The sequence below is a fragment of the Acinetobacter sp. JADD-222 genome (assembly GCF_049310645.1).
Window position 1 is genome coordinate 152,508 of the sequence record NZ_JBMOWI010000003.1, and the last position, 24,518, is coordinate 177,025.

Below are 24,518 nucleotides of genomic sequence, written 5' to 3' on the forward strand. Positions count from 1 at the left end.
AGCCATCTTCCTTGTAAAGCAATCCCTGTTAAACAGGCTTCACCTGACGGCGGGTTGTGTCATCAAGACCACCTTCAATCGCCCATTCGGTGAAAAGCTCTAGACGATGTTCTTCTACACGTGGCTGCCATTCTTCTGTCAAATAGTCATCGTTAGTGTAGTATTCAAATGCACCGCCCAATGGTGAGTTGACGTACCAGAAATAAGCAGAAGAAATTGGGTGACGTCCGGGTCCAATAAAGGTTGACCACTCCGAACGATTCATATTTAAACCGCCCCCAATCACCTCGTGGATATCACGTACTACAAACGCAACGTGATTTAAGCCAGCAGGTTTATTTGGAACACTGAGCAAGAATAAATCATGGTGATAACCTTCACCGCGACAACGTAAGAATGCACCGCGATTTTTGTAGGCATCAGATAAATGGAAACCTACTTTCTCGATATAGAAGTTCTCAGTTGTTGCCAAATCCGGTGTGAAAAACACCACATGTCCAATCGCAACAGGTTGACCCTTTTCATAGACAGGACTTGCTGCATTAACACGTTGAATGTTGCCGTACTGGTTAATACCTTCCGTTTTAAGTTCAGGTACTTCTTTAACAAAGCTTTGTTCAAAACGAATGGTCATGCCATTTGGGTCAAGGCACTGAACTGTATTTTCAGTACGTTTAAAACCCTTTACATCGGCTAAACGAGCTGCTAAATCTTCAAGGTCTTGAGCACTTTCAACACCCCAAGTCACTTCACGTAAAGTTGAACCTTGTTCAATAGCAGTCGGCAAACGCTCATCATCACAATTAAATAGATAAATCTTGCTACCGTTTTGAGTCTCGTAAAGATCAGTGCCTTCAATATCCGAACTACTTTGGCTTAAACCAAAATCTGCCAAAAACTTGTTTGAAGCGGCTCTATCTTCAACTCCAAACTTTAAAATCTCGATCCCTGTAATCATTTGACTACTCCTTAGTTAAAGACAAAACCGCCATTGACCGGAATATTTTGACCTGTCACAAAAGAGGACAAATCCGACAGTAGATACAATGCTGTTCCATTTAAATCTTGTGGAAGTTGCTGACGTTGAATCGCTCTTCCGTTCACATATAAATCGTGACGTTCCTGTGGCACATACTCAGTTGCTTCAACCAGAGTAAGGCCCGGTGACAAGGTGTTGACACAGATATTGAACTGTCCCAACTCTCTTGCCATTGAACGTGTCATGGCAAGAATTGCGCCTTTACTTGCCACATAAGCCATCAAGTTCGGTGCGCCCCAAAGTGCTGTATCGGAAGCAACATTAATGATCTTGCCAGCAGCCGATTGCTTTAAATGGGGAACGCATGCCTTACTGATGAGCCATGTGCCTTTCACATTAATATTCATGACCCGATCCCAAAGTTCAGGATCATAATCAATCATATTTTTTCCACCGACATTAGTTGCCAGTGCCGCACAGTTCACAAGTCCGTCTAGTCCTTGGAGTACGTCAACACTTTTTGCAACCGCATTTTCAATAGAGTCTGCATTGGCAAGGTCAACTGTTACTGCATGAACATTTAGCCCTTGTTGCTGTAATGCTTGCGCTTCTTGTTGCCCCAAGTCAGACAAAATATCTGCCATCACAACTTCAGCGCCAGCCTCGGCAATCGCTTGAGCGAAATCTCGGCCTAAACCACGCGCAGCACCAGTCACTAAAACTTTTTTGCCTTGCAACAACGCTACATTAGCCATGAGCTTCTTCCTGCATCTCGATACGGTTTGATGCATTTAGTGCAGCAATTTTCTTTAATTGCTTCTCAGCTTCTTTTTTCATTAAACGGCGTAAACGTGCAAGACCAACATCGTGTTGATAGAGGAACTCTTTTTCACGCGCATTTGGAGCAAGGTTTTCTAAAATAATTCGGTCTTGTTCCAATACATCCCAATGCAACTGTTCTAAATGATTGCGATATAAGAAACGCCATACATTACGTTGCCAGCCACTCACCTTACGGCAGCGCCAGAAAAATACGCGAGTATTATTGGCATCAATTGGCGTTGCATAACCTACAATCCAAAATTCACCACCTGGGCCAAATTGTTTACGGTAAGGAATTGAAAGACGTAACCAGCTTGCACCTGTTGAACCGTATTCAACCCAGTCAAAGTTCACACCTGTTTGACCTTCTTTTTCAAAAACAAAGCCATTATCGGTCGTGCGGTGCTTCATCTCTGCAGTACGTTCACCATCTGCCATTGAGTGTGATGTCGCGTGTAAATAGGTCCCATGCATTGGGTCCATCACGTTATCAATCGCGTATTGATGGTTTACTTTCCAGTCTGCTTGGCAAAGGAACGCACTCCATTCTTCACTTGCAAGTTGCTCTGGGAACTCAAGCGGCGCTGGTTGTTCATTTGCATCGATACCAAACCAGATGAAGATTGCACCATGTTGCTCAATTACCGGATAGTTCTTTAAACATTTAGTTCCAGTCATTGGACATTCATGAACTGCTGGTACATCGGCAACCACACCATCAGCACGAACTTCAACACCGTGATACCAGCAAGCAACTCGGTCACCCAAGTTCCAACCGAGTGAAAGACGAGCACCGCGGTGTGGGCAGCGATCTTCAAGCGCATGAACCTGACCTTCGGCATCACGCCAAACCACAATATTTTCGCCTAAACGGGTAATTCCAACTGGATTAGCAGCGACTTCCCAACTTGCTAAAACCGGATGCCATTGGTCACGTAAACCAAGTTCTAAATATTCTTCAGCGCTTTGTGAAGTTGATACGATTGCGTTCATTTTATTCTTCCTTGAATCAATAACCTAAACGTTGCATTTCTTCTGTAAAGCTTGCAGAAGTCCATTCATCACCAGATTCACAGCGGAAACCCTGTTGATTAAGTGCAGAAACAACGTCATCTAACTCTGTTGCGCCCGCAGAAAATGCCTGAATCAAGTTTTTTACAAAATCCTGTTCATAGAGAGTTGGTTCTTTATAACGTGTTTGCCAAACCAACAATTCAGATTGACCTGGAATTTGAATATTGTTGATACCTGCTTCGGTTGCCGGCGTTGCATGAATCCAGCTTGCCAACTTTTCATTAAATGTCTTCATTGTTCTGCTTCCTTGTACATGTGAGGACTAGAGTTGAATTTGAATATCCTGTCCTTCAACACGAACTGGGTACGTACATAGGTTTCTACACCCTGGCCCACTTTTTAGCTCACCTGTTTGAATGTCAAAAATTGCTTCGTGCAATGGACATTCAACAGTCTGATCTTCGATAAATCCTTCGGTTAATAAGGCATACGCATGAGGGCAAACATTTTCGATAGCAAAGTAATTTTCATCGACGAAAAATACGCCTATTTTTTTCCCTTCAATTTCGATGGCTTTCGGCTCATCTTCGCTAACGTCACCCTGCTGACAAACTGAGATCCAACTCATACCTTGCGTCCTCATTTTGTTTTATATACAAAACATAATTTGATTTTCAAAACACAAGCTAAGCATAATCCCCTTGATCATTTTTTGTCAAAGTAAAAATAAATATAAAATTCATTGGTTTATTAATTTTTAAATATTTTGTTACGTTTCAAGAAGGAAACAAAGTTTTAAATATAAAAATTGTTTTATGCATTTTTAACAATTACAATAGTTATAAAATAAAGCAGCATGCCCCAAATTGAATCATGTTTTATTTATAGGAAAATGACACGAATGAGCATAGCAATTGATGAAGATTCGCAAGAATCGGAAACAACAAAAAATGATGATCGATATTTAGTTCCCGGACTTGTACGGGGTTTAGCTATCTTGCAAGCATTTAACCAACAAGCGCAAGAAATGACCATTACAGAAATTGCTGAAATTTTAGAAGTGAACCGTTCTAGTGCATTTCGTCTGATCTATACACTCGAATCTTGTGGCTATTTAAGAAAAGCATCTCAAAAAACTTACGCTCTCGATTCAAAAGTTATGGAACTTGGTTTTAACAGTTTATCTAAACTTTCATTACTTGATTTATCGACACCTTTAATGAAAGAACTACGTGACCAGACCAAACTCGCAGTACATCTTTCAATTTTAGAAGGCACTCACATTGTCTTTGTAAATAATATCCAGTCGATGGGAACCTTTACGAGCAACATTAGTTTAGGAACTCGCTGGCCTGCCCATGCAACCGTCATTGGTCAAATGCTTTTATCAGATTTACCTGAAACGGAAGTACGTCAGCGTTATCGTAACTTCAATGATTGGGACAGTTTTTCTGATCTGACTCCAACCAATTTAAAAGCTTTATTGCAAAGACTCTCTTACGTAAAAACTCAAAAAACCATGGTGAGCTGGGGTCATTACAATCATGATATGGCAGCCTGTGCGGCACCTATTTTTAAACAGTCAAACGGGAAAATGGTCGCTGTTATCTCTGTGAGTTGTCCAATTACAACTTACGATGAAAGAACATTTAAAGAAGATATCGCAAGCCTAGTCGTTGAAACAGCAAACAAAATTTCCAAATTTATTTATTAAAAAAAGCGACGTTAAGTCGCTTTTTTTTAGATTTTATTTCATAAATTAAAAGTTACTTTTAAAAATGTTCCCATTCATATCCTGAAAGATAATTGTCGAATCATTTTCTTTAATATCAAATTTTAAATACTGCTGTTTAAACTGAATAATTGCATAAAACTCTTCAGCTCCATCATCTAAACCCGTAGCAGAAATCTGGCTACCATGTGGAAAACCGTTGAGCCATGCAGCGTTATAAAAATCTGATACAGAATTAAATTCACAATACTGTTTTGGCTCTGCCATTATTTTTGCAGCAATTTGATCAAACTGTTGTTGTTTATAGACCTCTAAGCTCAACAACATGATCACACTCCAAATTAAAGCTGGTTTGAGGCTAAAAGCTGTTTCTTTTTAACCTTTTCCCATTGATACCAACCATAAGCTGCCATCAAAACAAATGCTGCATACAAAGCGGCTGTTAAAAATAAATCTTTATAGATGAACATACCGACATAAATAATATCGACAAATACCCAAAGTATCCAAGTCGCAATATGTTTTCGGCTGGTCCAATACGTTGCAAGCAAACTAAATGCGGCAAGTTGTGAGTCGAGCATAGGAACTGCTGCATCAGTAAAGTTTTTAAGAATTAAGCCAAAAAGCAAGCCACCTACTGCGGCAATGATCATTTGAAAAATTGCAACTTTAGGAGCTATTGGCTTTATACGAATGTCGTGATCTTGCTGCTTTCCTTTGAGCCAGTAGTAAAAGCCATAAAAATTTACGACCATAAAAAAGAACTGCAAAATTGTTTCGCCATATAGCTTAAATTCGTAAAACAAATAGGCATATAAAACAAAGGCAAAGAAATTAAACAGCCAACACCACATATTACGGATTACCGTTAATCCGACTCCAATCAGGCTAATCAAAACCGCAAAGATTTCTAGAGGTGACATAAAAACAGCTGCTTATTGAGATCAATTTGACGAAGTATTATGAGAAAAATATAAAGCGAAGCAAACTGCTAATTTAAATAAATTATGCAAATTGACGTTATCTTAGGATTTGTCTTTTCGTATGAATTTGATTTACTTCAATACATAGACAAAAGAAATACCGATCGAGTCGCGAACAAATTATATTTGCTAGTTTTTAAACGATTGTTTAAAACATGATTAAAGACAAATAAAGAGCGTGACAATATGTCAAATCAAGCAGGAAAAGTCAGCCGTGAAACTCGTGGACATATTTTTTTAATTGGTCTAGATCGGGCAGCAAAACGTAATGCTTTTGATAGTCACATGATCAAAGACTTATCACTAGCGCTCACCGAATATGAAAATAATGATGCCCTGCGCTGCGCGGTTATCTTTGCTCATGGGGATCATTTTACAGCTGGTTTAGACCTAGTTGAGTTACAACCTAAACTCGCTACAGGTGTTTTTGATTTTAGTGAAAATGAGATTAACCCTTGGGGCACTGTAGGCCGAAAGCTCAGTAAACCTTTGATTGTGGCAGTACAAGGTTATTGTTATACAGCTGGTATAGAACTATTTCTCAACGCAGATATTACGATTGCGAGTGAAAATACACAATTTGCTCAAATGGAAGTTCAACGTGGCATCTTACCTTTTGGCGGAGCTACTGCGCGTTTTACTCAAGCCGCGGGTTGGGCCAAAGCCATGCGCTATTTACTCACTGGTGACTCTTTTAATGCCCAAGCAGCTTTTGATATGAACCTGATTACCGAAATATGTCCAGAAGGCTCTCAGCTCAACCGTGCCATAGAACTTGCTGAACATGTTGCGCAAGCTGCTCCCCTTGCTGTAAAAGCGACTCTCGCCTCTGCGCGTGAAGCTATTAACGAAGGTTATGAGGTTGCCTTTAAGCAATTGCAAAGCCATCTTCAACCTTTGCTCACAACAGAAGATGTTCAAGAAGGTGTTTTTGCCATGTTGCAAAAAAGGCCTCCTGTTTTCAAAGGTAAATAATACCTACTCAAACACTGCGCTCTACAGTTTAAAACTTATGGATATACTGAAATTAGCGTAAAAAAAAGCCCACATGATGCGGGCTTTTTTATTAATTGGCTTTATTCAACTCTAACGATTTTACCTAGTTCATCATGATGAACGACTGTAATTTTCTGACTACGTCCCTGCTCAATTTCATGTTCAGGTAAATCAAAATACCGCGCATAATCATCTGTCTGTTTTGTTTTAAGCGCATTACCACCAACACGATGCTCAGGCAGCACATGACTCCACAACAATAAACAAATTGCACAAGCAATTAACGCAGTAATACCATGTTCAATACCTAAACCAAAGGCACTAAACAAACGGTGAACCAAATGTGTTTTTTGGAGCTCAGCCAAAACCCAGATCAGTACAAATGGACGCCACAGCAACAACCAAACCGCCCACATCATGGCTGTGCTTGTTGTAGAAGCATAGCGTTTATGCCATGGTAATTGACGGCGTAAATCAATAATCAACGAATTTGTCTTCATTTCTCTCTTTACCTAACGAAGTGCTGTGGTTTTCCCCAGACATCAATACAGCACGATCTTTAAAATCTCATGACTCTTGCATTTCATCCACGAATGCCCCGATCCGGGCTCACCCAACGCGCACGTTTCTCATCTCCACGTTTTAAAACTTTTGGAAATGCCACAATAGTTGCCGAGATGGTGATTAGCCAAAAGACCAATGGATACCAGATCATCCAGAAATAGTTTTTTCCTAGATGTGGTTCATAACGACTATCCATCCATTTGCTTAAAGCAAACTGAATGAGACAGGTTGCCCCCAATAAAATACCGCTACCATACGGTAAAAATGGAGAGCTCACAACGGCTAAAGCAGGGACCGGTAAAATAAAATGTACCAACCATAATAAAGCCATCGCGAGCATTAAATATGACCAAACTAAGGTTAAGCAAAGCTCAAACATTAAAGGCCATAAAAAATTTAATTTTGGTTTGGTGAACACATCAATATTTTTAATTAATACCTGTGCCCCACCCATAGCCCAACGTAAACGTTGTTTCCACAAACCGTTTAAAGTTTCAGGCATTAAAATCCAGACCAAGGCATTCGGTTCAAAACGAATGTCCCAACCTGCTCGCTGCAATTTCCAAGTAATATCGATATCTTCAGTCAACATATTTGGAGACCAATAATCCACTTGGTGAACAGCGCTCTTACGAAAAGCGGTAATCACACCCGATACGGTAAATAAGCGCCCAAAGGTACGTTGTGCACGTTTAATCATGCCAACAATCGAAGAAAACTCCCCGACCTGAATACGCCCTAGCAAAGTTGAGCGAGTACGGATACGCGGGTTACCCGTAACTGCTGCAACTGTTGGATTTTCCTGAAAATGACGAATCATCCACTTTGCTGCATGAGGATCAAGTAAAGCATCGCCATCAATACCAATTAAAAACTCGGCATCGGTCATTAAGCTTCCGGCTTGCAACCCCATGGCTTTACCTTGGTTTTGCGCCAAATGAACAACACGTAGTTTTTCATGTTGTGCTGCTAAACGGTCGAGTACCTCTCCTGTATTGTCCGAGCTACCATCATTAATCGCAATCACTTCAAAATGAGGATAGTCCAGTTTTAATGCATGGCTAATGGTTTCTTCTGCATTATCCCCTTCATTAAAACAAGGAATTAACACAGCGACTTTTGGATAACTCTCTAACGGAGCAGGTTGATCGTAAGGCGGAGCCTGACGTTCTTTCCAATAGAAAATGATCGCGCCAATCATCCATAAATACGACATGAATAATGGATAATAGAAAACGAATTTTAAGGCATGCGACCATATTGCAGCAAAGATTGTCATGTTTTAGCCTCAACTACGGCACAAGACGAGATGATTTTTCAGCAAATGCTTTATGCATAGTGTCCACATCCGGATGATCTTTAATTGGGTCATCTGGGTAATATCCAACATGCATGACACCTTGCTGATAAAGAGAATGAATTGTTGCGGCCATTTCAGTTGAAGGTACCTTTTCGTTTTTACGCCAGTCGGTTGCCTGTAACTCAAAAACGGTTTTCTTAATGCCATTTGGATATTGTTTCACGCGATCAACCATATCTTTATAGAACTGATCAGCATTATCGACCTGTTCCATATAAGGCATTGCCATAATAGCCGTAAAGTCATAGCGTTTTAACGACTCTTCAAGCGATTGTGAATACCAGTTTTCTGCATATGGTTTTAAAGCAACTTGCGCATATAAGTTACGTGCGGTGAGCAAGAACGGTTCATATTGTCGCACGTCATCAACGAGTTGCATTGCAAAATCATCTAGATATTTTGTCTTATATGCCGTCCATTTTTGCAAATCTTGATCGTTATCGCGAATTTTTGCCAAATCTGTAGGTAAACCTTGTTTCGCATAAGCTTTTAAGGCATCTGGGCTTGCATCTTCATAGTCAGATAAGGTGACGTCGTCATGGAATAAAATTCCGTTAAATGAAGATGACTTAGCCAAATCTTGATAAATCTCACGAATAGTTTGGCGTGCGTCTGCTGAGAACGGACTTAAACGGATATACCCCATGTTGAGGTGTTCACCTGTTTTTGCTTGCTCCGTCACCACCAAATCTTTAGAAACTGGATCAGTTTTTGGTAGTTCCCATGCCAATAAAGGCATCCATGCGTAAATACGACTTACAGGCGTACGCGTTTGAATTTGCCATGCTACACGGTTAAACAAGTCGGCACGCATTGGAATATGGCGGTTTGGGAAATACACCATATCAGCAGAGCCATTCGCATCTGGATCTGAAAATGCTTGTAAATAGACAGTATTTACACCCATCGCATTAATTCGGTCTAACAAGTGACCTAAATTACGCTCTTGCTGTTTCGGGTCTGGATCATAAATATAGTCCAGATCAATATGCATAATTTTTTGCGGACGATTGTTATCCGTTAAATTCAATTCACGATTTTTAATTTCTTGAGCCAAATCATCAGTCGTCATATCGCCTTCTACCAAAATACGGCTCATATTTTGGAGAGATTGTTTTGCATGGTCTGCCCCATCATCAAGTGTAATGGTAATTGGCATACCCAGCTTTTTAGCAATTTCAACAGTTTGCATATTATAGCGACCATAAGGCCATACCATAATACGTGGTGAACGTAAGCCGTGTGCCTTAAGTAGTTCGTTATTTTTCTTTAAGTCGTTATAAATACGTGCCTGATATTGTGCATCGTTCTCGTAGGTTTGAGTTTTTACATCATAAAAACGAGTAGTTGCAGCAGGTTCAGAGTTGCCTTGTGGGTTGCCTGTAATACCACGGTGCAAATGATAGCTATGGTTTGCAATTTCTACAAAACCACTATCTTGCATTTCTTTCAGCTCAGGCCAGCTTAAGATTTTATCGCGTGGAATTTCTTCCCCTGAAAAATCGACTTTCTGCCCTGCTTTTGGCTCTAACCATGAACCTACTACTGCGAGTACTACAGGGATTTTTTTAGCTTTAATGACAGGATAAGCATTTTGATAAAAAGATTGATAACCATCGTCTACAGTTAATAGAACAGGTTTTGTAGGTAATTGAAATTTACCTTGATGGGCACGGATCAACTGATCAACCGTAATAAAATGGAATCCGTTTTTTTGCAGCCATTCAACATGTTGTGTAAATTGTTGAGTCGTCACTGCATATTGAGGAATTAATGCATTTTTAGTATCGGTAATTTCATGATAACCAATCACCGTAAGTGTTGACGCGTCCAGTTTAGGTGGTTTGGCTAATGCCATGCCTGACAAACCTGCCAGAGCTAAGCCAAGTGATATGTTCAACAAAGGAGATGCAAAGCGGATAATCATGAAATAGCGTCTCAATAACAATATAGATTATTTATGCGAAGTTTGATTTTAAAACGCAAACTTTTTGAAATTTGGTCTTAATGTCAGCCTGCCCATAAATGAACAGTTTCTCAGTCAGCATTTATAATCAAATAATCTGAAAATAATCTTAAATATTTAAAAAGCTAAAATATAAATTAATAATGTATTTATATTTAAAGCTCATATAAACAAGAAAGCCCCCTAAAGGGCTTTAAATTTCACTAGTCACGAGTTTTGACATCGAATAATTCAATTTCAAAAATTAAATTAGAATTCGCTGGAATAATCTTACCCATTTTACGCTCACCATAAGCTAAATGAGCAGGCACGATTAATTTACGCTTGCCGCCAACTTTCATTCCCATAATGCCTTGGTCCCAGCCTTTAATTACACGGCCTGTACCAATCACGCATTCAAAATAGTTACCGCGATCAATTGAAGAATCAAATTTTGTGCCGTCTTCTAACCAACCTGTATAGTGAGTTGTAATCAAAGCACCTTTAACCGCTTCTTTGCCTTCACCTACTTTTAAATCGATAATTTCTAATTCATTTGACATGGTTTACCCCTTAATCTGAATCTTTAAAATCGCAATTGGTACTTAGTGTACCAACTGAATCTGTAGAATTTGTTGCGCTTTTCTATGTTACTGTAACTGTGTCCACACAACACTTGCCTGACCCTTTTCACCTAAAAGCGTCCACTCGTTGTCCATGACATTTAATTGAAGCTGCATTGTACGTTCACAAAGTTGTTCAAGCTCTGCTGTACTTTGAGGAGCAATTTGCCACACCTGAACGTTACTTAACGTTTTAATTTTACTGTTTCGTTTCCACCATTCTTCGACTTGTGTGCCATACACAACAAGCGCAACTGTTTTACAGCGCGCACTGGCTTTTTTGACTTTATCTTCAGATGGTAAGCCAACTTCAATCCATGTCTCTAACTGACCCGTTAAATCTTTTTGCCATAATGCTGGCTCGTCAGTTTCAAAAAGGTCTTTAGTAAACTCAAGCTCATCACTTGCGAAACGGGCAAAAGCCATCAAACGAACCATTAAGCGTTCTAAAGTTTCAGAAGGATGCAAGGCAAGCGTCAGTTGATAATCACCATAAATGTGGTCATCCATATTGGCAATATTCAAGTCTGCCTTATAAATTGTTGCTTTAAGCGCCATGATTAATATGTCCAAAAATTTGGCGCTAAGGATACTCGATTTTGGGTAAAAAATTATAAAAAAACTGAACAATGCAAAGCACAGTCATGTGAAATTTGCATATTCTTCCAAAACGCTCAGCTTATTTTATAGTTGGCCGGCTTTTTGCTTTAGAGAGATATATTTTCCTCTTGCTAAAATTGATGACTTATGTGGCTAAAGCTCAAGCGTAGTTTATTTTTACAGGTTCTTTGTGCTCTCTTTCTTGGGGTTGCAGTTGGAATCGGCTTTCATGATTTCTCCCTATCTTTAAAGCCATTAGGTGATGGTTTTATTTCTTTAATTAAGATGCTGATTGCACCAATTGTGTTTTGTGTTGTTGTACTGGGAATCTATGGTGCAAACGACCTTAAAAAAATGGGCAAAGTCGGTGCAAAAACGATTCTCTATTTTGAAGTGGTGACCAGTATTGCTTTAATTTTAGGCATTATTGTGGCCTATGTATTTAAACCGGGCGTCGGTATGAATATCGATATTAGCCATTTAGATGCAAAAGATTTAAGTACCTATACCGAACGTGCCCATGAAATGCATACGGGTTCGGAATTTCTACTCAATATTATTCCAAAAACCTTCACTGCCGCTTTTGTAAACGGCGATATTTTACAGGTTTTATTGATCGCTATTTTATTTGGTGTTTCCCTACTTTTAATTCCAAAACATTTAGCAGAGCTGGTACGTCAAGCACTTGAAGCTTTTTCAGAAGTCTTCTTTAAAATTATGGGACTTATTATTCGTTTAGCTCCAATTGGTGTATTCGGTTCAGTGGCCTATACCACTGCTAAATTTGGTTTAGATTCACTCTTACAATTGGGTTATTTGGTTTTACTGTTTTATGCAACCTGCATTTTATTTGTCGTTATTGTTTTAGGTTCGATTTTAAAACTTGCTGGTCTCAACATTTTCAAATTTGTGGGCTATTTTAAAGATGAACTCGCTATTGTTTTAGGTACCGCTTCTTCTGACTCTGTTCTTCCACAAATTATGAAAAAACTCAAAAATTTGGGAATCAAAGATTCAACTGTCGGTTTGGTTATTCCAACTGGTTATTCATTTAATCTAGACGGGTTTTCAATTTACTTAACGTTAGGGGTGATCTTTATTGCACAGGCCTGCAATATTGATTTGTCTATGCATGACTTACTGGCTATTTTGCTGGTTTCGCTCATTACTTCTAAAGGCGCTCACGGTATTCCTGGGTCGGCTTTAGTTATTCTTGCAGCCACACTTTCAGTGATACCAAGTCTCCCTGCAATTGGCTTAGTGCTGCTACTTTCAGTCGACTGGTTTATTGGAATTATTCGTGCCTGTACCAACTTAATTGGTAACTGTGTCGCAACCGTAGTGATTGCTCATTGGGAAAAAGATATTGACCATGCGCAAGCTAAAGCTGTGTTAGATCGCAAACCTTAATCCCACTCTTCAGAGAACATTAAATCATCTTTGGTTTAATGTTCTCTACTCTTCAAGCTGACAGGCAAGTAATGCTGTTTCAAAAGCTAACCAATCGTGATTATGTTCGCTAATGATTTCAATACGGTTATCAATGCCCTCTTCACCTGACTTATAATTAAACTGATCAGGATTAAAGTTAAAAACCTTCCATCCTTGATCTGTGTTAAAAATTCCCTTAATTCGCAGCCATTCTTGCTGTGCACATAATAAATCTAGCAAAGCATAAAATTCGAATTTCCAGCGTTTAGGCAACTTCCAACCTGCCACAATATAACCTTGTGCCGACTCGACATAATGATAAGGTAATTGATTAATTTCCTTTGCAACTTCGGTTTCAGTCATTTGCTTTTGAAGTTTAAGTAAAGGTTGTATAGATCGCTCGGTTAAACGAGCAGCTACATCAATTTTATTTAACGCTAACCGACCATGTTCAGTTTTAATCCACTCTTGGTGATAAGGCTGGTATTCGTCTTTTAATAGCTCAAGCGCCTGATCATCTTCAAAAGTCATCACGTCTGTATGTGACACCACCACAATTTGGGCAGCTTTTAACTGATCTTCATAAAGATTTTGTTTAACCCAATTGGTATCGTGCAAACGACTGCCATCTACCACAGTAATCAGTGCTCGCATGGCTAAACTACTTTGCCAATGAGGTTCAGTCAGTTGGTCAAATAACTGCGAAGGATGCCCAAGTCCAGTCGGTTCAATAAAGAGTCGATCTGGCTTTTGTTCACTCAATAGACGGGCTAAAGCAATATGCATAGGCAATTGACTGCTACAACATAGACAGCCCCCTAATAGTTCTTTGACTGCATATCCTTCTTCTTGAGGTAAGAGTTGTTGGTCTACTCCAATTTGCCCAAACTCATTCATTAATACAGCCCAAACCTCATCTTTAGGCTTTTGGCTTAATAAATGCTGTAATAATGTGGTTTTTCCTGCCCCTAAAAAACCAGAGATAATATGGGTGGGAACAGTTCTTGGGGCTATCAGTTTCACAAGCGGCTCAAATCAACAAGGTTTAAAAAACTAAGAAAGATATATCACTGTTTAAATCGCATGAAAATGATTTTTCACTTTGAAGATATACTTTTCAATTATCAGGCTAAAGCTCTCAATTTGTGACAGCTATCTCATCAATTATCTAAATTAACTATTAACATCTAAAATTCAAACGAAATATCCTATTTATTCATATTCACAATTCATGCCAAAGTGTTAGGTTTACGTAACACACTTGATTTTTTTTCACTCAAAAAAAAATATTTTTTCACATTTTAAGGTGGATTTAAGCCCTTTTATTTTACAGATTGCTCACATAAACGACCCGTATATTTCATATTGTTAAGATAGCCGTAATAGATTGTTAAGTTAATTGATGTAATTCGAAGCTCAGCTTAGCATGTGTCCTAGCTTAGTCATTCAGCCATACAGGTTTCAGGTATGTATGAACGATTAGGTTTAATTTATTTTTAAATGAAATTTAAGGATGCCATAAAATGAAATTAGCTAAAACTTTACTCGCTACTACACTTGCTTTAACTGCTGCTTCAACTTTCGCTGCTTCTAAGCACGACCAAGCAAATAACACTGCTGGTGAAGAAAAAGTTGTTGTTTCAACTCAAGAGCAAGCAAACACTGCAAATGCTGCATCTGATGCTGTAGGTTCTGCTTCTGAAGCTGCTCCTGCAACTCGTTAATTCTCTCAGCATTCTCCTCCAAGCTCAGAGATAATTTTACTGAAATGAAAAATGGACGCTGAATTTTAGTAAAGAAGAAAAAGGATCGAACCATGCTGCGGTTCGATCCTTTTTTAATTCGATCTATTTTTTTAAGAAGTTTTCTTATACATGCTACAAGATGGATTATGGTTTTCTTGAAGACGTAAAACCTTACGGTGCTCAGCTGCTTCAAAGCGGCAACGCTTCCACTCAGTATTGAGATTTAATTGAGGCACTTCACATGGCTTGCCCTGTTCATCAACAGCAACCATCGTGAAATAACAGCTATTGGTATGGCGCACTGTACGCTTCTGGATATTTTGTGCTTCAACACGGATTCCGACTTCCATTGAAGTACGACCTACATGGTTCACACTTGCCAAGAAGGTTACCAACTCACCAACATAAATAGGTTCTTTAAAATTTACTTTATCTACAGATAAAGTCACCACGTAGCCACCCGAATAACGACTTGCGCAAGCATAAGCGACTTGGTCTAGTAGTTTTAGAATCGTACCACCATGAACATTACCTGAAAAATTTGCCATATCAGGCGTCATCAAAACTGACATCGTCAATTCAGACTGATCATCAGTTGCTGTGGTCATTTCATCTAATGTAGGCATAGCTCAACTCTGTCTTAAAACAAGCTCAGTCAACATTATGGTTGATAATTCACAAAAAAAACATGCTTAAATCCACAACATAGCATTGTATTTTTTAATATCTTTGATTGTTTTTTAAAATTTAATTTTTTAAGGCACTATTTTTAAAGTTATTTTTTAAAGCTGTTTTATTTATCTTAGAATTTTTTAGAAGATGCTATGCCATTTTATTCCATGTTCAATGGCATAGCAGGTTCTTATGAGTGACTTGCTAAACTTTATTAATGACGCCTGTCACACCATTAATGATCATATCAATGGCGATCGTACCAATTAATAAAGCAGATAAACGCCCGACAATATCAAAATAGCGATCAATATGTTTGGCATGTTTATAGCGTAAATGATCATGTGAAAATTTCATCAAAATCAAAATACTGCAAGTTAAAAACAAGGTGAAAGCAATCACTAGGGCTGCTTCACCGATTGACATTTCAATCCCTGTGACTACCGCAGCGCTAATAGTCCCTGGACCGATCATAAACGGCATGGCAATGGTGCCAGCCAGATGTTCTGGAGCACCACGCATTTCACCGATGGTATCGGCACCCTGAAACACATAGCGGTAGCCAATCACCAAAAAGATAAGACCTCCAAAAATCTGAAAGGCTTCAAAACGTACATTCAGATATTTACTAAAAATTGTTTCGCCGCCCCATGCAAATAGCATGAACACGACAAAAGCAATCAAACTTCCCTGAATCAGTGCTTTATTAAACACCTTAGCTTCTGAATGGCGAATCAGGCCAATCATATAAATGCTCATTAAAAATGGATTGAGCAAAGAGAAAAATAAAGCAAAAGAATGTAGATAAGGAGAAGCCATGCATTTTCCTCTTAAGCTTGTGGATCTGGGAACAAGGGACGATTCCCGGGGCTAATACGATTAATATGTAAGAATGTCATATGTCTTTCATATTTATCTAAAATATCGTTAATGACCTGTTCTTTACTGTAACCAACCAGGTCGTTATCTTGAGAGCCATCATAAAGATAGGTTTCAAGTCGGAAATAGAACTGTTTACCTCGTTTTACACGCTGGCTAAAGTTCGGCGCGCTATAGCGTACAGGCCAGATCTGATAAACAAAGTTTTGCTCCTCTTCCAAATGGATAGTCAGATCTAGATGGTAAAGCGTGTCTTCATCTTCAAGCGGGGTTTGCTGTACATCCACATTCATGCCCTGCTTAATCAACTCATCAGCAACAGCCTGAACAGCTGGCAAACACACCGTATCTAGCATGCGCTGTGTTTCAGTGGTTCCCGGATGATGCATGACTCGAGTTAAACGCTGTTTCCAGTTCAGAATATCAACGTTCCCTACGACTGGCGCTGCATTCATACTGAGACTAGCATGCCTGTAATCTTCAAGTCTGAGTGACTTATAAAGCCCTGCCATCACAAGGAACATCACAAAACTAAACGGCAAACCCATAATAATAGTTGCATTTTGCAAGGCGGTAATGCCGTTGGTCATGAGCATGGCTAATGTGAGCAAACCAATCGCCACTGCCCAAAACACGCTTAACCAACGAGGAGCATCATTATCAATATGAGTAAGTTTAGTCGTGAAGTTACCTAAAACGAGAGCTCCCGAATCGGCAGAAGTCACGTAGAACAAAAGCCCTGTTACGGTGGCAATTGAAGCGATAAAGGTAAAGCCCGGATATTGCGCTAACAGATCATAAAAACCATGCGCCGGATTTGCTAACACCGTCGCTGCTAAGGTTTGATTGCCTTCAAAAATAACGCTGTGCAATGCGCTATTACCAAAAATAGATAACCATGTAAGTGTAAATAGAAGTGGAATAATTAAGGTACCGCAAACAAACTCACGAATGGTACGCCCTCTTGAGATACGTGCCAGAAAGAGTCCTACAAATGGAGACCAAGCAATCCACCACGCCCAGAAGAAGAAAGTCCAACTACTCATCCATTCTTTAGGCTGTTCAAAAGCAAAACTTTGTAAAGCTAAACTCGGGAAACGACTTAAATAGTCACCAATATTTTGGACAAGGGCATTGAGTAAAAACTCTGTATTTCCCAAGAATAAAATAAACAGTAAAAGCCCAATCGAAACATAAATATTAATTTCAGATAAAATCCGCAAGCCTTTATTGACCCCGGATGTCACCGAAATAATACTAATACCGACCGCGACAGCAATCAGGATAAATTGCATCCAGATATTTTCTGGTAACCCCAATAACACATGTAGGCCATAATTCAGCTGTACTACACCAATCCCGCAGGTCGTTGCAATACCAAAAATTGTCCCTATCACGGCAGCTGTATCAACACTATGCCCAATCGCACCATTAATTCTGTTCCCGAAAATTGGGTAAAGTGCAGAACGAATGGTAAGCGGCAAATTATAACGATAGCTGAAATAGCCAAGTGCCATACCAATCAAGGCATACATACACCAACCAGTTAAACCGTAGTGAAACAATGTCCAAACCATACTTTGGCGTGCTGCTTCATAAGTTTGACCTGCTCCGACCGGAGGTTGCATGTAATGAGATAGTGGTTCAGCGACCGAGAAGAACATGAGGTCGATACCAATACCCGCAGAGAACAACATGGCAGACCAACTCAGTAAGCTAAACTCAGGCTTTGAATGCTTAGGTCCTAATTTGATACTGCCATATCTTGAACAGGCAATAAAAATCACGAAGGCCATATATAATGTTGCAGCCAGCAGATAGTACCAACCAAAGGTTGAAGTTACCCACTGAAGCACGGCATTCATGACTCGATTTGCAAAATCGTTGAACAAAAACGTGACGAGGGAAAAAATTAAAATAAGTACAGCTGAAAAATAAAAAACCACACGGTTGAGCGGGTCTTTTTTAGATTTAGATAATGTTAAATCATCAACTGCTCTTGGATTATCTGTTGCCATACAATCCTCAAGGAATAAAATAAAAACAAAATATTTAATTTCGTCTTTTCACTCTTATTTAAAACAATGAAAAGACGACTTTAAACGGAAAATAATATATAGATGTGATCAATTGAGACTATAAAACCTCGGTCACTTTATTCTGGTCACAATTCGATGGGACCGAAATGTCTTTTGAAACAGCTAACTGTTTTTTCACTAATTGAGGGTCAAAATCATCTTGCTTTAAGGCTTTGGCTAAACCAAACATATAAAGCAAAATAATAACTGAAAATGGTAAACCACATAACACCACAGCACTTTGCATAGAGCCAAAACTACCGGCTAAAAGCAAGCCAATACTGACAATGGTAATTACCACAGACCAAAAGACGCGTAACCAGATCGGTGAATCACTATCATTGGTGCCCCCTTTGGAGGACAAATTAGCGATCATTAGTGTACCAGAGCCAACTGGGGTCAAAAATAAAACGAAACAAATTACAACAACAATACCCGCAACGTAAGGATTAAACGGCAGATATTCGAGTAATTTAAATAAAGATAATGCTGGATCAGTTAAAACCATATCACCTAATACTTTCTGTTTTTGCTGTAAGATTAAATAAATTGCAGTGTTTCCAAAAACCGAAATCCAAGCCAGTGTAAAGCCGAGTGGAATCAGGCATACACCTAATACAACTTCACGAATGGTACGTCCTTTTGAAATGCGGGCAATAAACATACCGACAAAAGGCGCCCAAGCAATCCACCAAGCCCAATAAAATACGGTCCACGAACCCAACCAACCACTGGCTTTTTGATTGTACAAATACATATCAAAACTTTTACCCATAAAATTATTGAGATAATCACCCGTATTTTGCACAAGACCATTTAATAAATGGTTTGTAGGACCTGTTAAAAATACAAATAAAAGTAAGATATAGAGCAGACGTAAATTAATACGCGACAACCATGCTAAACCTTTTTCAATACCCACCACTGTCGTAATCGTGGCAACGAACATCATGATGAGCACAGCAGTAATTAAGGTCGCAGAGTTATCTGGAATTTGCGGCAGTAAGTAACAAATACCCGATACAAGCACCAGCGCTCCAATTCCCAAGTTGGTGACCAAGGAAATGACCGTCGCTAAAATCCCAAAGCCATCGACAAAGTCACCCACTAAGCCATGTACTCGCTCTCCAAAAATTGGGTAAAGCGCCGAACGAAGTGCCAATGGTAAATTTTGTCTGAAAGCAAAGTAACCTAAAGTAACTCCGAGCAATGCATAAAGCACCCAACCATGGATCCCCCAATGCAAAAAGCTATAGGTCATCGCATTACGGGCTGCCTGAATCGTTCCTGACTCGCCTTCCGGCGGTCTTAGAAAATGGTCAACCGGTTCGGCCACACCATAATAAAGTAGCGCAATACCAATCCCTGCCGAAAACAGCATTGAGGTCCAAGCCAAATAGCCAAACTCAGGTTTGTCGTGGTCTTTTCCTAAAGGAATCTGCCCTACTTTTGAAAAGGCAAGCCACGCCACAAAGCCTAAACACAGCACAATCACCAACATGTAATACCACCCGAAAAAGTGGTTTACTTGCTCTTGTACATAGGTCAGCCAAAACTGACTTTTTTGCGGAAACAGTACAAATAACAGGCCAAAAATACCGATACTGACTGCCGAACTCCAAAATACGAAACGATTTAACCGAATATGGTCTGAAGAATATTTATCACTTTTCAACACCATCTTATTGCTCCTTGCAATCGGTGTATTTTTCTAAAATAACGTGATAAGTACTGGACTTATGCGCATCATCCTATCCCTAAGAACTTTCGATTCTATCTCTTCTTCCCCGAAGTCAGATTCAAAAATTCATTGATTTTTACACATCATACTTGTTATTGATTGAACGTTCAATCAATAACAAGTATGATAAAAAAAGTGCTATGATGCTCTGCAAGTTAACATGCTGAATTTAAAGCACCCCTAAAAGTGCTGATGTGGAAAATCATGACAAAACGCAGAGTAAAACCAGAGCATGTGCGCCGTGAAGAGATTATGAACGCTGCACTCGACGTAATTTATGAAGTGGGGTTATCCAATACCACCATTGCACAAATTGCAAAAAAAGCCGAGCTGTCGACCGGCATTGTTAGCCACTATTTTGGCGACAAACAAGGGTTAATAAATACTTGTATGCAAGAAATGCTAAATGTTTTGCGTCGGAAAACCGAACAATACAGAGCAGAAGCAGATTCGCATCCGGAAAGCCAAATTAAGGCAATTATTGACTCTAACTTTGACATTAGTCAGGTAAATGAAAAAGCAATGCGGGTCTGGTTAGACTTTTGGTCTGCAAGTATGCATGTACCGGACCTGAGCCGTTTGCAAAAGATTAATGATCAACGCCTGTACTCCAACTTGAAGTTTTATTTCCTCAAGTTAATAGATGAGCAACAGGCCAGTGTTGCCGCAAGAGGGTTGGCAGCATTGATTGATGGATTATGGCTACGCGGCAGTTTAAGCCGTCATAACGAATTTGACAGCGAACTGGCCCGTTCTATTGCTTACGATTATGTAAAAACGCAATTGCAATTTGCGAACAAGCCTTTGCAGGAGAGACAAAATGAGTGATGTACAAGTTCATCAATTGTATATCCATGGACGCTACGTTGAAGCAACCAGTGGTAAAACATTTAATAGTATTAACCCTGCCAATGGCGAGACAATCGCGACTCTTCAACAAGCTTCTGAACAAGATATTGAAGCTGCTGTAAAAAGTGCCCAACAAGGACAAAAAATCTGGGCTGCCATGACTGCCATGGAGCGTTCACGTATTTTACGTCGTGCTGTCGACATTCTCCGTGAACGTAATGATGAGCTTGCCCGTCTTGAAACACTCGACACCGGTAAAGCTTTTAGCGAAACATCTACAGTCGATATTGTGACTGGCGCAGATGTACTCGAATACTACGCAGGACTTGCAACAGCTATTCAGGGCGAACAAGTTCCGCTTCGTGAATCAAGTTTCTTTTATACACGCCGCGAACCTTTAGGCGTAGTTGCAGGTATTGGTGCCTGGAACTATCCAATTCAAATCGCTTTATGGAAATCTGCCCCTGCCCTTGCTGCCGGCAATGCCATGATTTTTAAGCCAAGCGAAACAACGCCACTTACTGCATTAAAACTTGCAGAAATCTATACAGAAGCTGGCTTACCAGACGGCGTATTTAACGTGGTACAAGGTGCTGGCCGTGAAATTGGTCAATGGCTCACAGAACATCCTGTGATTGAAAAAATCTCATTCACTGGTGGTGTGGAAACTGGCAAAAAAGTCATGGCAAGTGCTGCTGGCTCTACGCTAAAAGAAGTGACCATGGAACTCGGTGGTAAATCTCCATTGATTATTTGTGAAGATGCCGACCTGAACCGTGCAGCAGATATTGCCGTTATGGCGAACTTCTTTAGCTCAGGTCAGGTATGTACCAACGGTACGCGTGTATTTGTTCCAAAATCACTTCTAGCCGACTTTGAAAAAGCGGTTGTAGAGCGTGTAAAACGTATTCGCATTGGCGACCCAATGGCTGAAGACACCAACTTCGGTCCACTCACTAGCTTCCCTCACATGGAAAAAGTTTTGTCTTTCATTGAGTCAGGCAAACAACAAGGTGCTAAAGTGTTAATTGGCGGTGGCCGCGCAACAGAAGGCGGACTTGCCAAAGGCGCTTATGTACTACCGACAGTATTTAGCGACTGCACTGACCAGATGGCTATTGTTCAAGAAGAAATTTTTGGACCGGTTATGAGCATTTTAAGCTATGAAACCGAAGAAGAAGTCATCCGTCGTGCTAACGACACCACCTTTGGTTTAGCTGCTGGCGTTGTTACTCAAGACATCAGCCGTGCTCATCGCATTATTCACCAGATTGAAGCTGGTATTTGCTGGATCAATACTTGGGGCGAATCGCCTGCCGAGATGCCAGTGGGTGGCTATAAACAATCTGGTGTAGGCCGCGAAAATGGCTTAACTACGCTTGGGCACTATACCCGTATCAAATCTATTCAAGTTGAACTTGGCGATTATCAAAGCATTTTTTAATGCCTCCATCGCTTTAAACACTTCAACCTAAATCACATATGCCGAGCAGTCTTTATAGATTGCTCAGGCAAACTGTTAGTAAAAAAAGGATAGTTATGAATATTAAAGAATATGATTACATTATTATTGGCGCAGGATCTGCCGGAAATGTACTCGCTGCGCGTCTTACTGAAGACAAAGATACCACCGTTTTACTCTTAGAAGCGGGTGGACCAGATTATCGCTTGGATTTCCGTACACAAATGCCGGCAGCTTTGGCCTACCCTCTTCAAGGCCGCCGCTATAACTGGGCTTATTTAACCGATCCTGAGCCACACATGAATAACCGCCGTATGGAATGTGGTCGTGGTAAAGGTTTAGGTGGTTCATCTTTAATTAATGGCATGTGCTATATCCGCGGTAACGCAATGGATTTAGAGCAATGGTCAACTCATAAAGGCCTTGAAAACTGGTCTTATGCTGACTGTTTGCCTTACTATAAAAAAGCCGAAACTCGTGATATTGGTGGCAACGACTATCATGGTGATAGCGGTCCAGTATCCGTTGCTACACCTAAAAATGGCAACAATGTACTGTTCCATGCCATGGTTGAAGCAGGTGTACAGGCAGGTTACCCGCGTACTGATGACTTAAACGGTTACCAACAAGAAGGCTTTGGTCCAATGGACCGTACGGTAACCCCTAAAGGTCGTCGCTCAAGCACTGCACGCGGTTATTTAGATATGGCAAAAGGTCGTCCAAACCTGACCATTCTGACTCACGCCACAACCAATAAAATCTTGTTTAATCAAAAGCAAGCGATTGGTGTTGAATACATTATTGGTGCTGATCAAAACAACTTACAACGCGCATTGGTTAAACGCGAAGTATTACTTTGCGCAGGTGCAATTGCGTCACCACAAATTTTACAGCGCTCGGGTGTGGGTCAAAGTACCTTCTTAAAATCAATGGACATTGATGTGGTTCATGATTTGCCGGGTGTAGGTGAAAACCTGCAAGACCATCTAGAAATGTACTTACAATATAAATGTAAGCAACCTGTTTCTTTATACCCTGCCTTGAAATGGTATAACCAACCTGCAATTGGTGCCGAGTGGTTATTTAACGGTACAGGTATTGGTGCAAGTAACCAGTTTGAAGCAGGCGGATTTATCCGTAGTTCGGATGAGTTTACGTGGCCAAACATCCAATACCATTTCTTGCCGGTTGCCATTAACTACAACGGTAGTAATGCAGTGAAAGAACACGGCTTCCAAGCCCACGTTGGTTCAATGCGTTCGCCTTCACGCGGTCGTATCAAACTTAAATCGAAAGATCCATTTGAGCATCCAAGTATCTTGTTTAACTACATGTCGACTGAACAAGACTGGCGCGAGTTCCGCGATGCAATTCGTATTACTCGTGAAATCATGCAGCAACCTGCGCTTGATCCATATCGTGGTGATGAGATTAGTCCGGGCAAACATTTGCAAACAGATGCAGAGCTTGACGACTTTGTTCGTAACCATGCAGAAACAGCTTACCATCCGTCTTGTAGCTGTAAGATGGGTGAAGATGAAATGGCTGTTGTAGATGGTCAAGGTCGTGTACACGGTATGAAGGGTTTGCGTGTAGTTGATGCCTCAATTATGCCGCTGATTATTACCGGCAACTTAAATGCAACTACTATTATGATTGCCGAGAAAATTGCAGACCAAATTCGTGGACGTGAAGCATTACCACGTTCAACTGCACCGTTCTATGTAGCATCATAAAATCTGAAAGGGTATATTTCTTATGCAGAGATATGCCCTTAATTTAATCTTTATAGAATCAATATTAATAAGAACGATGTATGACAGAAAATAAGCGCCTGCGAAGAGCTTATTTACATAAATATGGTATGAAATAAAAATTAATCGATTTTTATAGGCAAATATTCTTCAATTGATTTAACTTTAATCAAATCAAAATTATTATTTTAATTTCAAATATTTACACAATAACAATTAAGTTAAATTATCTTATCAAAGCTCAATTTGGTTAAATATAAATCATATTTATGATTTTGATGAACCTCAT

The 24,518-nt window shown here is 39.9% G+C and carries 24 protein-coding genes; 7 read left to right on the forward strand and 17 right to left on the reverse strand.

Annotation, left to right across the window (positions count from 1 at the left end):
- Positions 1-28: 28 nt before the first annotated feature.
- The 5 genes from ACO6UW_RS04480 to ACO6UW_RS04500 are packed head-to-tail and all read right to left on the reverse strand — an operon-like array spanning position 29 to position 3,443.
- Complete coding sequence (locus ACO6UW_RS04480) at positions 29-958, reverse strand: VOC family protein (protein ID WP_057062642.1); 930 nt, start codon at positions 956-958, stop codon at positions 29-31.
- Between the two features lie 11 nt (positions 959-969).
- The gene (locus ACO6UW_RS04485) at positions 970-1,734 is read right to left on the reverse strand and encodes an SDR family oxidoreductase (protein WP_057062641.1); all 765 of its coding nucleotides are present in this window, start codon (positions 1,732-1,734) and stop codon (positions 970-972) included.
- The gene (locus ACO6UW_RS04490; protein ID WP_005070727.1) at positions 1,727-2,794 is read right to left on the reverse strand and encodes an aromatic ring-hydroxylating oxygenase subunit alpha; all 1,068 of its coding nucleotides are present in this window, start codon (positions 2,792-2,794) and stop codon (positions 1,727-1,729) included. Before ACO6UW_RS04490 ends, ACO6UW_RS04485 begins: the two co-directional genes overlap by 8 nt.
- Before the next feature lie 16 nt (positions 2,795-2,810).
- Positions 2,811-3,110: a recombinase-like helix-turn-helix domain-containing protein gene (locus ACO6UW_RS04495; protein ID WP_005070730.1), complete on the reverse strand. Its 300-nt coding sequence runs from the start codon at positions 3,108-3,110 to the stop codon at positions 2,811-2,813.
- A gap of 27 nt (positions 3,111-3,137) precedes the next feature.
- Positions 3,138-3,443: a non-heme iron oxygenase ferredoxin subunit gene (locus ACO6UW_RS04500; RefSeq protein WP_002117586.1), complete on the reverse strand. Its 306-nt coding sequence runs from the start codon at positions 3,441-3,443 to the stop codon at positions 3,138-3,140.
- A 273-nt stretch (positions 3,444-3,716) separates the two neighbouring features.
- Between ACO6UW_RS04500 and ACO6UW_RS04505 the strand changes: the two genes are divergently transcribed.
- Positions 3,717-4,529 carry an IclR family transcriptional regulator gene (locus tag ACO6UW_RS04505; RefSeq protein WP_057062640.1) on the forward strand — a complete coding sequence of 271 codons (813 nt, stop codon included), beginning with the start codon at positions 3,717-3,719 and terminating at the stop codon, positions 4,527-4,529.
- A gap of 45 nt (positions 4,530-4,574) precedes the next feature.
- Here ACO6UW_RS04505 and ACO6UW_RS04510 read toward each other — a convergent pair whose 3' ends face one another.
- Entirely contained in the window at positions 4,575-4,874 is a 300-nt protein-coding gene (locus tag ACO6UW_RS04510; protein ID WP_057062639.1) for a hypothetical protein, read from the reverse strand.
- A gap of 14 nt (positions 4,875-4,888) precedes the next feature.
- A complete protein-coding gene (pnuC, locus tag ACO6UW_RS04515; RefSeq protein ID WP_057062638.1) occupies positions 4,889-5,470 on the reverse strand; it encodes a nicotinamide riboside transporter PnuC in 582 nt (193 codons plus the stop codon).
- Positions 5,471-5,716: 246 nt separating this feature from the next.
- On the opposite strand from pnuC, the gene ACO6UW_RS04520 reads away from it, so the two are divergent.
- Positions 5,717-6,505: a crotonase/enoyl-CoA hydratase family protein gene (locus ACO6UW_RS04520; protein WP_057062637.1), complete on the forward strand. Its 789-nt coding sequence runs from the start codon at positions 5,717-5,719 to the stop codon at positions 6,503-6,505.
- A 101-nt stretch (positions 6,506-6,606) separates the two neighbouring features.
- Here the strand turns inward: ACO6UW_RS04520 and pgaD are convergent, their stop codons facing one another.
- The 5 genes from pgaD to ACO6UW_RS04545 all read right to left on the reverse strand — a co-directional run bounded on the left by pgaD (position 6,607) and on the right by ACO6UW_RS04545 (position 11,576).
- Entirely contained in the window at positions 6,607-7,026 is a 420-nt protein-coding gene (pgaD, locus tag ACO6UW_RS04525) for a poly-beta-1,6-N-acetyl-D-glucosamine biosynthesis protein PgaD (protein WP_017403159.1), read from the reverse strand.
- Between the two features lie 83 nt (positions 7,027-7,109).
- A complete protein-coding gene (gene pgaC / locus ACO6UW_RS04530) occupies positions 7,110-8,369 on the reverse strand; it encodes a poly-beta-1,6-N-acetyl-D-glucosamine synthase (protein ID WP_002117710.1) in 1,260 nt (419 codons plus the stop codon).
- Between the two features lie 13 nt (positions 8,370-8,382).
- Positions 8,383-10,377 (reverse strand): poly-beta-1,6-N-acetyl-D-glucosamine N-deacetylase PgaB, encoded by a 1,995-nt coding sequence (pgaB, locus tag ACO6UW_RS04535; RefSeq protein WP_057077346.1) that lies wholly within the window; start codon positions 10,375-10,377, stop codon positions 8,383-8,385.
- A 242-nt stretch (positions 10,378-10,619) separates the two neighbouring features.
- Positions 10,620-10,958, reverse strand: a complete 339-nt coding sequence (locus tag ACO6UW_RS04540) for an FKBP-type peptidyl-prolyl cis-trans isomerase (RefSeq protein ID WP_002117532.1) — start codon at positions 10,956-10,958, stop codon at positions 10,620-10,622.
- Positions 10,959-11,045: 87 nt separating this feature from the next.
- The gene (locus tag ACO6UW_RS04545; protein ID WP_002117684.1) at positions 11,046-11,576 is read right to left on the reverse strand and encodes a YaeQ family protein; all 531 of its coding nucleotides are present in this window, start codon (positions 11,574-11,576) and stop codon (positions 11,046-11,048) included.
- Between the two features lie 189 nt (positions 11,577-11,765).
- Here ACO6UW_RS04545 and dctA point away from each other — a divergent pair, with 189 nt between their 5' ends.
- Positions 11,766-13,028: a C4-dicarboxylate transporter DctA gene (gene dctA / locus ACO6UW_RS04550; protein ID WP_057062635.1), complete on the forward strand. Its 1,263-nt coding sequence runs from the start codon at positions 11,766-11,768 to the stop codon at positions 13,026-13,028.
- Between the two features lie 45 nt (positions 13,029-13,073).
- On the opposite strand, the gene ACO6UW_RS04555 is transcribed toward dctA, so the two are convergent.
- On the reverse strand, positions 13,074-14,072 hold the full coding sequence (locus ACO6UW_RS04555) for a CobW family GTP-binding protein (RefSeq protein ID WP_057062634.1): 999 nt from the start codon (positions 14,070-14,072) through the stop codon (positions 13,074-13,076).
- Positions 14,073-14,572: 500 nt separating this feature from the next.
- Between ACO6UW_RS04555 and ACO6UW_RS04560 the strand changes: the two genes are divergently transcribed.
- Positions 14,573-14,773: a hypothetical protein gene (locus ACO6UW_RS04560; RefSeq protein ID WP_057062633.1), complete on the forward strand. Its 201-nt coding sequence runs from the start codon at positions 14,573-14,575 to the stop codon at positions 14,771-14,773.
- A 131-nt stretch (positions 14,774-14,904) separates the two neighbouring features.
- On the opposite strand, the gene ACO6UW_RS04565 is transcribed toward ACO6UW_RS04560, so the two are convergent.
- From ACO6UW_RS04565 to ACO6UW_RS04580, 4 genes are all read right to left on the reverse strand, one after another.
- On the reverse strand, positions 14,905-15,420 hold the full coding sequence (locus ACO6UW_RS04565) for an acyl-CoA thioesterase (RefSeq protein ID WP_005070756.1): 516 nt from the start codon (positions 15,418-15,420) through the stop codon (positions 14,905-14,907).
- Positions 15,421-15,670: 250 nt separating this feature from the next.
- Positions 15,671-16,285 carry a MarC family protein gene (locus ACO6UW_RS04570; protein WP_002117499.1) on the reverse strand — a complete coding sequence of 205 codons (615 nt, stop codon included), beginning with the start codon at positions 16,283-16,285 and terminating at the stop codon, positions 15,671-15,673.
- 11 nt (positions 16,286-16,296) lie between these two features.
- A complete protein-coding gene (locus tag ACO6UW_RS04575) occupies positions 16,297-18,363 on the reverse strand; it encodes a choline transporter (protein WP_057062632.1) in 2,067 nt (688 codons plus the stop codon).
- 118 nt (positions 18,364-18,481) lie between these two features.
- Positions 18,482-20,104 (reverse strand): BCCT family transporter, encoded by a 1,623-nt coding sequence (locus tag ACO6UW_RS04580; RefSeq protein WP_057062631.1) that lies wholly within the window; start codon positions 20,102-20,104, stop codon positions 18,482-18,484.
- 264 nt (positions 20,105-20,368) lie between these two features.
- On the opposite strand from ACO6UW_RS04580, the gene betI reads away from it, so the two are divergent.
- From betI to betA, 3 genes are all read left to right on the forward strand, one after another.
- Positions 20,369-20,992 (forward strand): transcriptional regulator BetI, encoded by a 624-nt coding sequence (betI, locus tag ACO6UW_RS04585; RefSeq protein ID WP_004703204.1) that lies wholly within the window; start codon positions 20,369-20,371, stop codon positions 20,990-20,992.
- Complete coding sequence (betB, locus tag ACO6UW_RS04590) at positions 20,985-22,457, forward strand: betaine-aldehyde dehydrogenase (RefSeq protein ID WP_057062630.1); 1,473 nt, start codon at positions 20,985-20,987, stop codon at positions 22,455-22,457. Before betI ends, betB begins: the two co-directional genes overlap by 8 nt.
- Positions 22,458-22,552: 95 nt before the next feature.
- A complete protein-coding gene (gene betA, locus ACO6UW_RS04595; protein WP_057062629.1) occupies positions 22,553-24,211 on the forward strand; it encodes a choline dehydrogenase in 1,659 nt (552 codons plus the stop codon).
- Positions 24,212-24,518 lie beyond the last annotated feature (307 nt).